14 protein-coding genes and 1 tRNA gene are annotated in these 14,825 nt (G+C 65.7%); 7 read left to right on the forward strand and 8 right to left on the reverse strand.

Features of this window, described 5'->3' with window-relative positions:
* Nucleotides 1-46 precede the first annotated feature (46 nt).
* Nucleotides 47-1,603, forward strand: a complete 1,557-nt coding sequence (zwf, locus tag POR01S_RS00420; protein WP_042132964.1) for a glucose-6-phosphate dehydrogenase — start codon at nucleotides 47-49, stop codon at nucleotides 1,601-1,603.
* On the forward strand, nucleotides 1,585-2,403 hold the full coding sequence (locus tag POR01S_RS00425; protein ID WP_042132966.1) for a Cof-type HAD-IIB family hydrolase: 819 nt from the start codon (nucleotides 1,585-1,587) through the stop codon (nucleotides 2,401-2,403). Before zwf ends, POR01S_RS00425 begins: the two co-directional genes overlap by 19 nt.
* Nucleotides 2,404-2,613: 210 nt before the next feature.
* Here the strand turns inward: POR01S_RS00425 and POR01S_RS00430 are convergent, their stop codons facing one another.
* Nucleotides 2,614-3,516, reverse strand: coding sequence for a LysR family transcriptional regulator (locus POR01S_RS00430; RefSeq protein ID WP_042132968.1), 903 nt, complete (start codon nucleotides 3,514-3,516; stop codon nucleotides 2,614-2,616).
* A gap of 162 nt (nucleotides 3,517-3,678) precedes the next feature.
* Between POR01S_RS00430 and POR01S_RS00435 the strand changes: the two genes are divergently transcribed.
* Nucleotides 3,679-4,407, forward strand: coding sequence for an SDR family oxidoreductase (locus POR01S_RS00435; RefSeq protein ID WP_042132971.1), 729 nt, complete (start codon nucleotides 3,679-3,681; stop codon nucleotides 4,405-4,407).
* Here the strand turns inward: POR01S_RS00435 and POR01S_RS00440 are convergent.
* Together POR01S_RS00440 and POR01S_RS00445 are read right to left on the reverse strand one after the other, a co-directional pair.
* The gene (locus POR01S_RS00440; protein ID WP_027601670.1) at nucleotides 4,404-5,324 is read right to left on the reverse strand and encodes a LysR family transcriptional regulator; all 921 of its coding nucleotides are present in this window, start codon (nucleotides 5,322-5,324) and stop codon (nucleotides 4,404-4,406) included. The genes POR01S_RS00435 and POR01S_RS00440 overlap by 4 nt on opposite strands.
* Before the next feature lie 62 nt (nucleotides 5,325-5,386).
* The gene (locus POR01S_RS00445; RefSeq protein ID WP_042132973.1) at nucleotides 5,387-6,385 is read right to left on the reverse strand and encodes an acyltransferase family protein; all 999 of its coding nucleotides are present in this window, start codon (nucleotides 6,383-6,385) and stop codon (nucleotides 5,387-5,389) included.
* 480 nt (nucleotides 6,386-6,865) lie between these two features.
* Between POR01S_RS00445 and aptA the strand changes: the two genes are divergently transcribed.
* The 3 genes from aptA to POR01S_RS00460 all read left to right on the forward strand — a co-directional run bounded on the left by aptA (nucleotide 6,866) and on the right by POR01S_RS00460 (nucleotide 10,591).
* Nucleotides 6,866-8,212, forward strand: coding sequence for an omega-aminotransferase AptA (gene aptA / locus POR01S_RS00450; RefSeq protein WP_042132975.1), 1,347 nt, complete (start codon nucleotides 6,866-6,868; stop codon nucleotides 8,210-8,212).
* A gap of 56 nt (nucleotides 8,213-8,268) precedes the next feature.
* Nucleotides 8,269-9,762 (forward strand): CoA-acylating methylmalonate-semialdehyde dehydrogenase, encoded by a 1,494-nt coding sequence (locus POR01S_RS00455; protein WP_027601673.1) that lies wholly within the window; start codon nucleotides 8,269-8,271, stop codon nucleotides 9,760-9,762.
* A gap of 91 nt (nucleotides 9,763-9,853) precedes the next feature.
* The gene (locus POR01S_RS00460) at nucleotides 9,854-10,591 is read left to right on the forward strand and encodes a hypothetical protein (protein WP_042132977.1); all 738 of its coding nucleotides are present in this window, start codon (nucleotides 9,854-9,856) and stop codon (nucleotides 10,589-10,591) included.
* 90 nt (nucleotides 10,592-10,681) lie between these two features.
* On the opposite strand, the gene POR01S_RS00465 is transcribed toward POR01S_RS00460, so the two are convergent.
* From POR01S_RS00465 to POR01S_RS00475, 3 genes are all read right to left on the reverse strand, one after another.
* A complete protein-coding gene (locus POR01S_RS00465) occupies nucleotides 10,682-11,224 on the reverse strand; it encodes an invasion associated locus B family protein (RefSeq protein ID WP_042132979.1) in 543 nt (180 codons plus the stop codon).
* A 75-nt stretch (nucleotides 11,225-11,299) separates the two neighbouring features.
* Nucleotides 11,300-11,638, reverse strand: a complete 339-nt coding sequence (locus POR01S_RS00470; RefSeq protein ID WP_042132980.1) for a zinc ribbon domain-containing protein YjdM — start codon at nucleotides 11,636-11,638, stop codon at nucleotides 11,300-11,302.
* 78 nt (nucleotides 11,639-11,716) lie between these two features.
* Complete coding sequence (locus POR01S_RS00475) at nucleotides 11,717-12,730, reverse strand: sensor histidine kinase (protein WP_042132982.1); 1,014 nt, start codon at nucleotides 12,728-12,730, stop codon at nucleotides 11,717-11,719.
* A 264-nt stretch (nucleotides 12,731-12,994) separates the two neighbouring features.
* Here POR01S_RS00475 and POR01S_RS00480 point away from each other — a divergent pair, with 264 nt between their 5' ends.
* A complete protein-coding gene (locus POR01S_RS00480; protein WP_042132984.1) occupies nucleotides 12,995-13,369 on the forward strand; it encodes a response regulator in 375 nt (124 codons plus the stop codon).
* 84 nt (nucleotides 13,370-13,453) lie between these two features.
* Here POR01S_RS00480 and POR01S_RS00485 read toward each other — a convergent pair.
* Together POR01S_RS00485 and POR01S_RS00490 are read right to left on the reverse strand one after the other, a co-directional pair.
* Nucleotides 13,454-13,529, reverse strand: a tRNA-Asn gene (locus tag POR01S_RS00485).
* Between the two features lie 80 nt (nucleotides 13,530-13,609).
* Nucleotides 13,610-14,812 carry an amino acid aminotransferase gene (locus tag POR01S_RS00490; protein WP_042132986.1) on the reverse strand — a complete coding sequence of 401 codons (1,203 nt, stop codon included), beginning with the start codon at nucleotides 14,810-14,812 and terminating at the stop codon, nucleotides 13,610-13,612.
* Between the last annotated feature and the right edge of the window lie 13 nt (nucleotides 14,813-14,825).

The raw sequence follows: 14,825 nt of genomic DNA on the forward strand, positions 1-14,825 counted from the left end.
CGTCCCGGGGGACGGCATCAGCCGCCCTCGCGGATAAGGCCCTGTCATGACCGATTCTCCTGCCGTCACCCCCAGCACCGCCGCCCAGGAGCGCCGCTCCTGCACCAAGGCGCCCACCGCACCGCCGGCCACGCTCTTTCTGTTCGGCGCCAATGGCGACCTGGTCAAGCGACTGCTGATCCCTTCGCTGTCCAACCTCCTGCGTGACGGTCTGCTCGACGACCGCACCCAGATCATCGGCGTCGATCACAACCCCAACACCGACGAAGGTTTCGCCGACCGGCTGGAAGCCTTCATCCGCGACCAGGCCGAAGCCAAGGGCAAGTCCCGGGACGAGGCGCTGGATGCCGATCTCTGGGGCCAGCTGCGTGGGCGCATCCGCTATCTGCAAGGCGACTTCCTCGAAGACGCCACCTACCAGGCGGTGGCCGAGCGCATCGCCCAGGCCGACACCGACAACGCCGTCTTCTACCTAGCCACCGCCGCGCGCTTCTTCGGCGACGTCGCCGAGCACCTGGGCAAGGCCGGGCTGCTGGAAGAGCGCGAAGACGCCTATCGCCGGCTGGTGGTGGAAAAGCCCTTTGGCGCCGACCTGGCCAGCGCCCAGGCGCTCAACCAGCGCCTGCTGGCGAACATGGAGGAAAAGCAGATCTATAGAATCGACCACTACCTGGGCAAGGAGACGGTGCAGAACATCCTGGTCAGCCGTTTCTCCAACGCCCTGTTCGAGTCGTTCTGGAACAACCACTACATCGACCATGTGCAGATCACCGCGGCCGAGACCGTGGGCGTGGAGTCGCGGGGCGATTTCTACGAAAAGACCGGCACCCTCAGGGACATGGTGCCCAACCACCTGTTCCAGCTGCTGGCCATGGTCGCCATGGAGCCGCCGGCCTCCTTCAACGCCACCTCGGTGCGCGACGAGAAGGCCAAGGTGGTCGGCGCCATCCGTCCCCAGACCACCGAGGAGGCCCTGGCCAACTCGGTACGTGGCCAGTACGCCGCCGGGACGATGAACGACAAGCCCGTCAAAGGCTATCGCGAGGAAGAGCGGGTCGATCCCGAGAGCCAGACCGAGACCTATGTGGCGCTCAAGCTGTTCGTCGACAACTGGCGCTGGGCCGGGGTGCCTTTCTACCTGCGCACTGGCAAGCGCCTGACCGCGCGTGATACCGAGATCGCCATCTGCTTCAAGCACGCGCCCTATGCCCAGTTCCGCGACACCAAGATCGACCGGATGCGGCCCAACTACCTGATCATCCAGATCCAGCCCGACGAAGGCATGTGGTTCGATTTCCATGCCAAGCGCCCGGGACCCCTGGTGGAACTGGAGAACATCCGCATGGGCTTCGCCTATAGCGATTTCTTCGAGATGCAGCCCTCCACAGGCTACGAAACCCTGATCTACGACTCCCTGATCGGCGACCAGACCCTGTTCCAGCGCGCCGACAACATCGAGAACGGCTGGCGCGCCGTGCAACCCTTCCTCGACGCCTGGCAACAGGGCGGCGCAGTGGAAAGCTACGCCGCGGGCAGTGCCGGTCCCGCCGGTGCCGATGAACTCCTGCAGAAGGACGGCCGCTCATGGCATCCGCTGACCTGATCCCCATCGACCTGCTGGTGTCGGATATCGACGGCACCCTGGTGCGTGACGACAAGAGCCTGAGCGAGGCGGTGATCGCCGCGGTAAAGCGCCTGCAGGCGGCCGGCAAGGCCATCACCCTGGTCAGCAGCCGCCCGCCACGGGCGCTACTGCCGCTGGTGCGGCAACTGGGCATTGACCAGGCGGTGGCCGGTTTCAACGGCGGCAATCTGGTGGAAGCGGACGGCATCCTGATCCGCGCCCACCGCCTCGCCGAGCAGGTGACGCGCCAGGTGCTGGAGCGCTTGGATCGCGAGGCCTTCGAAGTCTGGTTGTTCGCCGACGACCTCTGGCTGACCCGCGACGGGGAGGGGCCCTACGTCCCCCGCGAGACCCGGGCACTGGGCTATGGACCGACCGTGGTGGACTCCTTCGAACCCTACCTGGATCGCGTCGACAAGATCGTCGCTGCCGGCAGCGATCACGCCGGCCTGGAAGCCCTGGAGGGCGAACTGGGTGAGCGATTGGGCGAGGGCGCCACGGTGCTGCGCTCCCAGCTCTATTACCTGGACATCACCCATCCCAAGGCCAACAAGGGCGACGCCCTGATCGAACTGGCCCAGGCCGCGGGCGTACCCGTGGCGCGCACCGCGGCCATTGGCGATGGCAGCAACGACGTGCCCATGTTCCGCCAGGCGGGCCTGGCCATCGCCATGGGCCAGGCCGGGGCGGCGGTGCGCGAAGCAGCCGACCGGGTGACGGCCAGCAACCAGGAAGATGGCCTGGCCCAGGCCATCGATCAGTGGATCCTGGGGGCCTGATGGCTGGTTGGTGAGGTTGGGCTTCGCTGTGCTCAACCCAACCTGCTTGTCCTGTAGGTTGGGTTGAGACAGCTCCACCGTCGAAGCCCAACAGGTCTGAATTAGCTTCAGGTGGAAAAGGCTGCGACGTTTTCCACGCTACGCGGTATCAGGCGGGCGCCCCCTCTCCCTCCGGGAGAGGGCCGGGGTGAGGGTAGCCCAAACCCCGCGCTACCCCTCCTTCTGCTCCCTAAATTCCCGCACATGCTCCACCAGTGCCCGCAGCTTGGGCGCCAGGTTGTGGCGGTTCGGATAGTAGAGGTAGAAGCCGGGAAAGGGCGGCAGATAGTCGTCCAGCACCCGCTCCAGTTCACCACGTGCCAGATAGGGCCGGAAGGTGTCCTCCATGCCAAAGGTGATGCCGCCGCCGGCCAGGGCGGTGCGCACCATCAGCAGCATGTCGTTGGTGGTGATCCGCGGCGAAACGGCCACGTCGAAGGCGCGGCCGTCCTCGCTGAATTCCCAGCGCCAGGGCGCCACTTCCGGAGCCGGACGCCAGCCGATGCAGCGGTGGTTCGCCAGGTCGCGCGGGTGCCGGGGCTGGCCATGGCGGGCGAAGTAGGTCGGGGTCGCCACGGCCACCTCGCGCTGCGCCCCGGTCACCGGGATGGCGATCATGTCCTGCTCGATCACCTCGCCCAGCCGCACGCCGGCATCGAAACCCCGCGCGACGATATCGAATTCCTCGTCGGTGACAGTGATGTCCAGGGTCACCTCCGGATAGGCCTCGACGAAGCTGGCCAGCAGCGGCCCGTCGAGAAAGCGCTCGGCGATGGAGGTGACCGCGACCCGCAACAATCCGCGCGGTGGGCCGGCGTGACTGGCGTCTTCCAGGGCACCCAGCAGCCCGGCCAGGGGCCCGGCGACCTGTCGCTGCAGGCGTTCGCCCGCTTCGGTAAGACGCACGCTGCGGGTGGTGCGCTGGACCAGTGAACTGCCCAATTCGTCTTCCAGACGGCGAATGGCCTGGCTGACCGCCGAGCGACTGACGCCCAGGCGATCGGCCGCCACACGAAAATTCTCGGCCGTGGCCACCACGGTGAAGACCTTGAGCAGATTCAGATCATTAGGCATTGGTAAGTCCAGCTAACCATGGCAGTCAGGGAAGGGGGAGTTATCACGACAATGGCCCCTCGCTAAGGTAGTGGCAAGCCTGTAAGGGCGCCGTGCCGACAGGGCAGGCAGCCGACGAGCAGATCGTCCGGGCAAACCATCCCATTTCGAGAGGAACACTCCATGGCTATCGACAAGGTCGTACTCATCACCGGCGCTTCCAGTGGCATAGGTGCGGGCATCGCGCGCGAACTGGGCGCGGCCGGCTGCAAGCTCCTGCTCGGTGCCCGCCGCGGTGAGCGGCTGGAAGCCCTGGCGGCCGAGATCAACACTGCGGGCGGCGAGGCCGCCTGCCGCCGACTGGACGTCACCGACAGCGCCGACGTGGCCGCCTTCGCCCAGGCGGCGCGCGAACGCTGGGGCCGGGTGGACGTCATCGTCAACAACGCCGGCATCATGCCGCTGTCGCCCATGGCCTCGCTCAAGACCGCAGAGTGGATGCAGATGGTCGACGTCAACATCAAGGGCGTGCTCAACGGCATCGCCGCGGTGCTGCCGGGATTCACCGCCCGCGGCGCTGGACACATCATCAACCTGGGCTCCATCGGCGCCCTGTCGGTGGTGCCCACGGCGGCGGTCTATTGCGCCACCAAGCATGCGGTGCGGGCGATCTCCGAAGGCCTGCGTCAGGAGCGGGACGATCTGCGGGTCACCTGCATCCATCCGGGCGTGGTGGAAAGCGAGCTGGCGTCCACCATCACCGATCCCGCCGCCCGGGCGATGATGGACAGCTACCGCGCCATCGCCCTGCAACCCGATGCCATCGGCCGCGCGGTGCGCTACGCCATCGAGCAGCCGGACGACGTGGACGTCAACGAGATCGTCGTCCGCCCGACCCGAAGCGCCAACTAGACCGTTTCGGCCAGGGCTTCGAGAAAGCGCTCCAGCACCAGATTCGGTCGCCGACCCTTGCGGGTGACGGCGGCCAGGGTGGTGTCGAAATGGAAGCGTTCGGGATTGAGGGCGCGCAGTTGTCCTTGCACCACCCAGGGCTGGGCGACGTGGTCGGGCAGGTAGCCGATGTAGCAACCGGTGAGGATAAGGAAGGCCACGCCTTCGCGATCCGAGGCCCGCGCCGTGCAATTCAGCGCGGCATGGCGCTCGTGGCCGTCCTGGTTGAGCAGATGGTTGGGGCCGACCGCGTCCTGGGCGGCCAGGACGCTTTCGTCCAGCGCCACATCGGCCACCGCGAACAGTGGATGGGCCCGGCTGCAATAGAGCAGGGCGCGCTCTTCGTAGAGCGGCAGATAGTCCAGCCCGGCCAGGGCATTGATCAGCGGTAGCACGCCCAGGTGCAGATGGCCGTCGAGCACGCCGGTCTCGATCTCGCCGGGCAGGGTCATGCCGATGTTGACCACCACCCCCGGCGCGGCGCGCTTGAGCGCGGCCAGGGCATGGGTGATGCGCATGCGCGGCTGGGTCACCAGGTTGTTGATGATGCCCAGGTTCAGCTCGCCGCGCAGGTGCTGGTGCAGCTGGTTGACCTCGCTGCGAAAGCCTTCCAGGGCGGCGAACAGCGACTGGCTCGCCTTGAGCACCTCGCGGCCTTCGTCGGTCAGGGAGAAACCGGCGCGCCCGCGCTGGCAGAGGCGCATGCCCAGGCGTTTTTCCAGATCGTTCATGTGCAGGCTGATGGCCGAGCGGGTGATGCCCAGCCGGCCTTCGGCGGCGGTGAAGCTGCCGCATTCCACCACGGTCTTGAACAGTCGCAGCAGGCGGATCTCGAAATCGCCGACCTGGGCGAGCAGGGCCTTGCGCGTCGTCTTCATGGCTGCCACCGCAAATGCGGGACAGCATAAGGCGCCGTCGGGAGCGGCGCCAGCGACCGGCTTCAGGCGCCGATCAGCACCCGGCTGCGCTGCTGGGTGACCTGCTTGACCACCCAGACCGCGGCGATGCAGCAGAGCAGGGTGATCAGCGTCAGGCACAGGCGGGTCCCCAGGTACTGGGCGAAATTCTGCTCACCCAGCAGGCGCCCCAGCACCCGGTAGGCGCCAGCCAGGTAGCCGTGCAGGAAGTAGATGGCGAAGCTGTAGGCGCCGAGCAGGGCCATGCCCTTGGCCAGGCGGCTGTCGGCACCTTCCGGCGTCTTGACCCGCTGGCTGAAGACGGCGAACAGCAGCAGGCACAGCACCAGTTTCTGCAGGCCATAGAAGGCGCTGTCGAGCACCGCCGCGCCACTCAGCAGCACCAGGGCCGCCAGCAGCCAGTAGCGCGCCTGGGGTCGTTGCAGGCGCTCGCGCTGTTCGCAGGCCAGCATGCCGCAGAGGTAGATTGGCAGGAAATGCAGCGCCGCCAGCAGCGGATCGGCATCGTTGGCCGGACGGTCGGACACCAGGAAATACAGCAGGCCGATCATGGTCGCTGCCGGCAGCAGGCCATGCTTGACGATCCATTCGAGGACCGGCGCGAGCAGGAAGATCAGCGTCAGCGCGGGAATGAACCACAACGGACCGAGGTGGGCGCCGGTGGCCAGCAGCAGGGCGGTCTGGGCGAAGGGCGGCCAGTCATGGAAGGCGTTCATGTCGATCCATTCGTGTTCCTGCTTGAGTCCGGAGACATAGAGCAGCACGGCGGGGATCGAGATCAGCAGGTAGGGCAGGATGACGTTCTGCAGCTTCTTGCTCAGGTAGACCTGGTAGCTGTATTTGCCGAGGTTGTAGCGAAAGAAGAAGCCGGACAGGGTTACGAAGATGCAGGTGGTTTCCAGCGACAGCAGATTCAGGGCGATCTGCTGGTGTTCGGTGGTCTGGTAGCTGCCCACGGTTATGTGGTGGAAAACGATGAGAACGGCCGCCAGGCCGCGGATCCAGTTGAGCTGAATCAGCATGGGAGAGGTTTCCTTGGGGAATAGGTAAACCACGCGCTCTGCCTCGGGAGAGGGGCACGGGTTGGCGAAAGCGGAAGATTGAATGCGCGGTAGAGACGGCGGACAGGCTACCGCGCCCGGCAGGACTACGCGCCGGGAAAAGAGGTGAGGCGAGGGGGCCTCTGCGCCACGGGACTACGGTGGCAGGCGGCCAGCTTAAATTGTTTCAGGCAAGTCACTGATTACTAATCAATTTTCTTGGTTTCAAGATGTTTCGGCGGTGCAGAGTTGGCACGGATGATCGCCTCTGGAAAGGGGGTTTCATCCATTCCAGTATCCGATCAATGAGAGACGTTTTCCCCTGCAAGAAAGTCTCGATTGGTTGAGCACTCTCGCCAATAGGGTGAGTTTCAAGATATCCAAGCGTGAGAAAAAAACCCTTTAACTCACGCAAAACCGGGCGCACTCTGCAGACTCGACTTCACCGCCCGAGACCCCGTCATGAACCAGCCGCTGACCGTTTCCCCTCCTGTCGCCGCCCAGCTCAATCTGCGCGCCCACTGGATGCCCTTCACCGCCAATCGCGCCTTCCAGAAGGATCCGCGCATCGTGGTGGCCGCCGAGGGCAGTTGGCTGACGGACGATCAGGGCCGACGCATCTATGACAGTCTCTCCGGCCTCTGGACCTGTGGCGCCGGTCACTCGCGCAAGGAGATCCAGGAGGCCGTGGCACGGCAGCTGGGCACCCTCGACTATTCGCCGGGCTTCCAGTACGGCCATCCGCTGTCCTTCCAACTGGCCGAGAAGATGGCCGAACTGACTCCGGCCGGTCTCGATCATGTCTTCTTTACCGGTTCGGGCTCCGAGAGCGCTGATACCTCGGTCAAGCTGGCGCGGGCCTACTGGCGCATCAAGGGCCAGCCGGCCAAGACCAAGCTGATCGGCCGGGCCCGCGGCTATCACGGCGTCAACATCGCCGGCACCAGCCTGGGTGGCATCGGCGGCAACCGGAAGCTGTATGGCTCCTTCATGGACGTCGACCACCTTCCGCACACCCTGCAACCGGGCCTGGCGTTTACCAGGGGCATGGCCGAGACCGGTGGCGTGGAGCTGGCCAACGAGCTGCTCAAGCTGATCGAGCTGCACGATGCCTCCAACATCGCCGCCGTCATCGTCGAGCCCATGTCCGGTTCGGCCGGGGTGATCGTGCCGCCGGTGGGCTATCTGCAGCGCCTGCGCGAGATCTGCACCCAGCACGACATCCTGCTGATCTTCGACGAGGTCATCACCGCCTTTGGCCGCATGGGCCGCCACACCGGCGCCGAGTTCTTCGGCGTGACGCCGGACCTCATGAACGTGGCCAAGCAGGTCACCAACGGCGCCGTGCCCCTGGGCGCTGTGATCGCCAGCAGTGCCATCTACGACACCTTCATGAACCAGGCCACGCCCGAACACATGGTGGAATTCCCCCATGGCTACACCTACTCGGCCCATCCGGTGGCCTGCGCCGCCGGCCTGGCCGCGCTGGAGCTGATGGAGCGGGAGAACCTGGTGCAACAGGCGGCCGAGCTGGCGCCCAAGTTCGAAGCTTCGCTGCATGGCCTCAAGGGCGCCAAGCACGTGGTGGACATTCGCAACTGCGGCCTGGCCGGTGCCCTGCAACTCGCCCCGCGCGATGGCGATGCGGTGATCCGCCCGTTCGAGGCCGGCATCGCCCTGTGGAAGGCCGGTTTCTATGTCCGCTTCGGCGGCGACACCCTGCAATTCGGGCCCACCTTCAACGCCAAGATCGAGGACCTGGACCGCGTCTTCGCCGCCGTCGGTGACGTCCTCAATCGCCTCGACTGATCCCTTTTTCAGCGCTCCCGCCGCGGAGCGCCCACCTCTTGTACAAGGAGTCCCTCATGAGCCTCAAGCATCTCATCGGCGGCCAACTGGTCGACGGCGGCAGCCGCCGAGCACCGGTCTACAACCCCTCCACCGGCGCGGTGATCCGCGAAGTGCCTCTGGCCGATGCCGCCACCCTGCAACAGGCCATCGATGCCGCCCAGGCCGCCTTTCCGGCCTGGCGCAACACCCCGCCGGCCAAGCGTGCCCAGGTGCTGTTCCGCTTCAAGCAACTGCTGGAAAGCAACGAAGCGCGCCTGGTGCAGCTGATCAGCGAAGAGCACGGCAAGACCCTGGAAGACGCCGCCGGCGAATTGCGCCGTGGCATCGAGAACGTCGAATACGCCACCGCCGCGCCCGAATTGCTCAAGGGCGAATACAACCGCAATGCCGGTCCGAGCATCGACACCTGGTCCGACTTCCAGCCCCTGGGCGTGGTGGCCGGCATCACCCCCTTCAACTTCCCGGCCATGGTGCCGCTGTGGATGTATCCGCTGGCCATCGCCTGCGGCAACACCTTCATCCTGAAGCCCAGCGAGCGCGATCCCAGCTCCACCCTGGCCATTGCCCAGCTGTTCGAGGAAGCCGGTCTGCCCAAGGGCGTGCTCAACGTGGTGCATGGCGACAAGGAAGCCGTGGACGGCCTGATCGACGCCCCCGAGGTCAAGGCGCTGAGCTTTGTCGGCTCCACCCCCATCGCCGAATACATCTATGCCCGCGGCACCGCCAAGGGCAAGCGCGTCCAGGCGCTGGGCGGCGCCAAGAACCATGCGGTGGTCATGCCGGACGCCGACCTCGGCAACACCGTCAATGCGCTGATGGGCGCCGCCTACGGCTCCTGCGGCGAACGCTGCATGGCCATCTCGGTGGCGGTCTGCGTCGGTGACCAGGTCGCCGATGCCCTGATCGCCCGGCTGGTGCCGGAGATCGAAAAGCTCAAGGTCGGCCCGGGCACCCAGTGCGGCCTGGACATGGGGCCGCTGGTCACCGGCGCGCACCTGGACAAGGTCACCGGCTATGTCGTCGACGGCGTCGCCGCGGGCGCCAAGCTGGTAGTGGACGGCCGCAGCCTCAAGGTCGCCGACCATGAAGACGGCTTCTTCCTCGGCGGCTGCCTGTTCGATCAGGTCACCCCGGAGATGCGCATCTACAAGGAAGAGATCTTTGGCCCGGTGCTCTGCGTGGTGCGGGTCAAGAGCCTTGCAGAGGGCATCGCCCTGATCAACGCCCACGAATACGGCAACGGCACCTGCATCTTCACCCGCGACGGCGAAGCGGCACGGCTGTTCGCCGATCAGATCGAAGTGGGCATGGTCGGCATCAACGTACCCCTGCCGGTACCGGTGGCCTACCACAGCTTCGGCGGGTGGAAACGCTCGCTGTTCGGCGACCTCCATGCCTATGGCCCCGACGGTGTGCGCTTCTACACCCGGCGCAAGACCATCACCCAGCGCTGGCCGCAGCGCGAGGCCCAGGAGGCTTCGCAGTTTGCCTTTCCCAGCAACGGCTGACCGCTAGAAAAGCCCATTCCTTGGCCTGCCGCACAGCAGGCCGGCCGGGGAAGGCTTTACCCTTCGGCTGCCCCCAGCCGCCGAAGTCCCCATGTCTGCCACCCCCTTCACAGCCGTCGCCCATCTCGGGTGTGTGATTGGCCTGCTGCTCGCGAGCCTGACCGGTTGCACCAGTCAGTCCGCCCAGGACATCGCCCGGCAATTCGGCAAGACCCGCCCCAGCGAATTCCTGCAGACCAGCTCCGACCGCATGGCCACCCTCGCCATGCAGGCCAATCTGCAGAGCCTCTATCTGCTGATGAACAAGCTCTATCTGCGCAATCCGGCCGAATGGAAAAAGACCGGGCTGCCCGATGCGGCCAGTGCCGAGCGCGAAATCCGTATGGCCATCGAGCAACGGCGCAGCCTGCCGGCGCTGGGCGGACGCAAGGACGTGGCGGCCCTGAGCTACGTGTTGGGTGATGACTACCGCGGCGATCGCGTCGGCGCCTTCATCTATGCCATCGGCAGCATGATCATCGCCGCCCACGGCAATCGCACCGAGTTCTATATCACCGACGTGGTGGATGCGCGCTTCGTCAACAACGCCGCGCGCAACATCGAGAAGGCCACCTGGCTGCTCGGCCAGCGCAAGAACGCCGCGGGCGAACCCCTGCTGTTCGCCAACGAGATCTCGGAGGAGGGCAGCAACCTCAGCTTCGCCACCGAATTCGGCAAGATCGTCGCCCGCCTGGACCTGCTCGCCCAGTTGCTGGACGAGCGCTATCGGCGCATCGGCGTCAACTACGCCCAGAGTCTGCTGTTCATCAATTTCCTGCCGGTGCAGTAGCGCCTTCGACCAGGCGTCCCCTAGAGTCGAGAGTGGAGCGCGCCGCCGCCAGCGGCACTGCGCAGCAGCCGGCAGCGCCCTGAGCGGGCCTTACAGCGGCTTGGTCAGTTCCTTGGCGCGGTCGTAGGCTTTGGAGAAGCCCTTGAGCGACAGGCTTTCGCTGGCGGTCTCGCCGTTGGCGACCGGGGTGGTCACGGTCAGGCGACCGCCGCGCTGCAGCTGCTTGAAGACGTCACCGACGAATTCCACCGGCACCACGCAGCCCTGGGGGATGCAGGTGTGGAAGGGCCGATTCTCCAGGCTGCGCTTGTCGATCTGCAGCGAGATCGGCTTGGTCACCGCCACGCCGAAGGGCAGCACCAGGATACCGTCCACGCCTTCACGATTGGGACGCAGCTCGGTGACCAGCATGCGCTGACCCTTGGCGCTGTCCTTCTGCTGGGTGATGGCGCACAGCTGCACGGAACGGTCCACGTTGCGGGCGATGCGGCAGATCACCTGCCAGTCGCCATACTTCTCCGTGACCGACGGCTGGGGTTCCTGGGCGTTGTTGGGCGCGGACTGGGCGAAGGCCTGGCCGGCGAGCAGCAGGGGCGCGAGGAACAGGGCCGGGCGGAGGAAGCGCTGAGACATGAAGAGTCCTTGGCAGGAAAAAAAGAGCCTCAAGGGTAGGGCATCGCTCCGCCAGGGAACACCCCGGCACGACGATCAGGCCTTTTTGACGAACTCGGATTTGAGCTTCATCGCACCTATGCCATCGATCTTGCAGTCGATGTCGTGGTCGCCGTCGACCAGGCGGATGTTCTTGACCTTGGTGCCGACCTTGACCACCAGCGACGAGCCCTTGACCTTGAGGTCCTTGATCACGCTGACGGTATCGCCGTCCTGCAGGGTATTGCCGACCGCATCGCGGATCACCTTGGCCTCGTCCGCGGCGCCAGCGTCGCCGGGCGTCCATTCATGGGCGCATTCCGGGCAGATCAGCTGGTCGCCGTCGGCGTAGGTGTATTCGGAAGCGCAGCGGGGGCAGGGCGGCAAAGCGGTCATGGTGTGAGCACCTGGCTGGAAAAGCCGCGCATTGTATAGGGTTTTAGGCGCGTCCGGGTGGACTCGATCCCTCTGGGCCTAGGCGGCCAGCTGTACTTCGACCACGGTGCCGTTGTCGTTGCGGTAGCGGGCCTCGCCGCCGAGCTGTTCGGCCAGGCTGTTGATGATCTTGAAGCCCAGGCGCTGGCTGGTACGCGGATTGAACTGCTGCGGCATGCCGCGGCCGTTGTCGGCGATACGCAACAGCAGCTGCTGATCGTCGCCGCGCTGCAGGCTGATGCTGATGAGGCCGCGCTGGCTGGCGTCGAAGGCGTGCTTGAGGGAGTTGGTCACCACCTCGGCCACCAGCATCGACAGGGTGGTCAGGCGGGGCAGGTCGAAATTGAGCGGTTCGGCGGTGATGGCGCAGGAGACGTTGGCCTGTCCCGCGGCGGCCAGCAGATCGCTGGTCAGCAGCTGCAGGTGGTGGGCCACCGGCTGATCGGCATCGGCGGGGTCGTGCAGGCGCCGGTGGATACGCGAAATGCTCTCCAGTCGTGAGCGGGCCTCTTCCAGGGCCTGGGACGCCTGGCTGTCGCCGGGCAACTTGAGTTGCTGCAGCATGAGCAGCGAGGCGATGAACTGGATGTTGTTGGCGACCCGGTGCTGCAACTCCTGGAACATCGTGGTCTGGACGTCGTAGAGGTCGCGGATCACCTGCTGCTCGGCGCGCAGCCGGGCGCTGGCCGTGTGCATGTAATGGATCAGCACGATGTCGACGCTGACGATGACCACGTAGAAGGCCAGCGCCAGGGCGCCCTGGGGACCGACGACGAAGGTCCAGCCCGGCGGGATGAAGAAGTACCAGGCGGCCAGGCCGGACAGCACGGCGCACAGGGTACCGGCGCCGCTGCCGCAGAAGAAGGCGGTCAGGATGACGGCGGGAAAGAAGGTCAGGTAGGGAAAGCCCTGCAACAGGACGTCCACCAGGGCGAAGCGTGCCGCCAGGGCCAGGCCGAACGCCAGCAGCGCGAGGCTGTAGGCCAATGCCGGGCGAGCGCGGATCCTGCTGCTGAGATCGCTGATCCAATGACGACGAGACGACGGATCCAAAGCTCTGACCTGCGGAGTAGACGGCGGCGGCGCCAGCTTAACGCAAAGCCGTCTCGCTTGGGGGTACGACAGGCCCAAAGGTGGCTCTGCCCAGCCCGACGGCGGCTTCCTGTACAAGACTTGCACCGGCATGGCTGGAACTGCCGGCAACGCGCCTTTCGCGGCGTATTTTCTTGTACAGGCTTTCCCTTGGTCGTACAGGGCAGGACGGCAACGAAACGCTATGGTCGAACGATTGCGTCTCAACCATCACAGGATCCGCTCATGAATCGCCAGCGCGTATTGGTCGCCGAAGATGAGCCTGTCCTGCTCGATCTGCTGCAGGAATTGTTCGAGAGCTGGGGTTATCAGGTGCATGCCTTCGGCAGCGCCGACGCCGCCTGTGCCTTTCTGCAAGACGAGCAGCCGCAGCTGGATCTGCTCTTCACCGATGTGCGCATGCCGGGAATCCTGAGCGGCGTCGACTTGGCGCTGCAGGCGCGAGGACGGCAGGCCAATCTGCCCATCGTCATCACCTCGGGTTATTGCGACGACAATCCCGCCCGCGCGGCACGGGTGACCTTTTTGCCCAAGCCCTGGGATCTGGAGGCGTTGCACCGCAGTTGCCCCACGCCCGGGGCCCAGGTGAATCTCGTCTAGGCGGTCGTCAGCGTTGTGGCGTCGAGTGAATCGCAGCCATGAAAAAAGCCCGTAGCGGTTGCCCGCTACGGGCTTTTCAGATTTTGGCTCCGCGACCTGGACTCGAACCAGGGACCCAATGATTAACAGTCATTTGCTCTACCGACTGAGCTATCGCGGAACAACGGAGCGTATCTTACTGATAGATAACGGGAAGTCAAGCCTCGGCGACCGGAAAACGGCGCCGCCAAAGCGGCTGCCTTAGCCCTGCAGCACCGCGGCGATGGCCTGGATGGTCGGGGGCAGATTGCGCTCGTTCAGCGCTGCCACGCAGATGCGTCCGGTGCTGACCGCATAGATGCCGAATTCGCTCTTCAGCCGCTCGACCTGCTCGGCGGTGAGGCCGGAGTAGGAGAACATGCCGCGCTGGGCGTTCACGAAGGCAAAGTCGCGATTGGCGCCAGCGGCGGCCAGGCCTTCCACCAGGGCGTTGCGCATGCTGCGGATGCGCTGGCGCATCTCGCCCAGCTCGGCTTCCCAGAGGGCGCGCAGCTCGGGATTGCTCAGCACCGTGGCGACGATGGTGGCGCCATGGGTCGGCGGGTTTGAATAGTTGGTGCGGATCACGCGCTTGACCTGGGACAGCACCCGGGCGCTTTCCTCGCGGCTCTCGCTGACCAGGGTCAGGGCGCCTACCCGCTCGCCGTACAGCGAGAAGGACTTGGAGAAGGAGCTGGAGACCAGGAAGGTCAGGCCGGAGTCGGCGAACAGGCGCACGGCCTGGGCGTCTTCCTCGATGCCGTCGCCAAAGCCCTGGTAGGCGATGTCGAGGAAGGGCACCAGGTTGCGCGCCTTGACCACGTCCAGCACCGCCTGCCAGTCGGCCGGCTGCAGATCGACGCCGGTGGGGTTGTGGCAGCAGGCGTGCAGCACCACCACCGAGCGCTCCGGCAAGGCCTGGAGATCGGCCAGGAAGCCTTCGCGATTCAGGCCGTTGCTGGTCGCGTCGTAGTAACGATAGTTCTGCACGGGGAAGCCGGCGCTTTCGAACAGCGCACGGTGGTTTTCCCAGCTCGGGTCGCTGATGGCGACCACGGCATCCGGCAGCAGCCGCTTGAGGAAGTCGGCGCCGATCTTCAACGCGCCGGTGCCACCGACGGCCTGGACCGTGATGGCGCGGCCGTCGCGGACCAGGCTCGACTCGGCACCGAACAGCAGGTGCTGCACGGCCTGGTCATAGGCGGCGATGCCCTCGATGGGTAGGTAGCCACGCGGCGCCTGGGCGGCCACGCGCTGCTTCTCGGCCTCGGCCACGGCGCGCAGCAGCGGGATGCGGCCCTGCTCGTCGTAGTAGACCCCCACGCCCAGATTGACCTTGTGCGGACGGGCATCGGCGTTATAGGCCTCGTTCAGGCCAAGGATGGGGTCACGGGGTGCCATTTCGACGGCGGAGAACAAACTCATGGGGCAGCGGCTC

It is taken from the genome of Pseudomonas oryzihabitans NBRC 102199, from assembly GCF_000730625.1.
GTDB lineage: Bacteria > Pseudomonadota > Gammaproteobacteria > Pseudomonadales > Pseudomonadaceae > Chryseomonas > Chryseomonas oryzihabitans.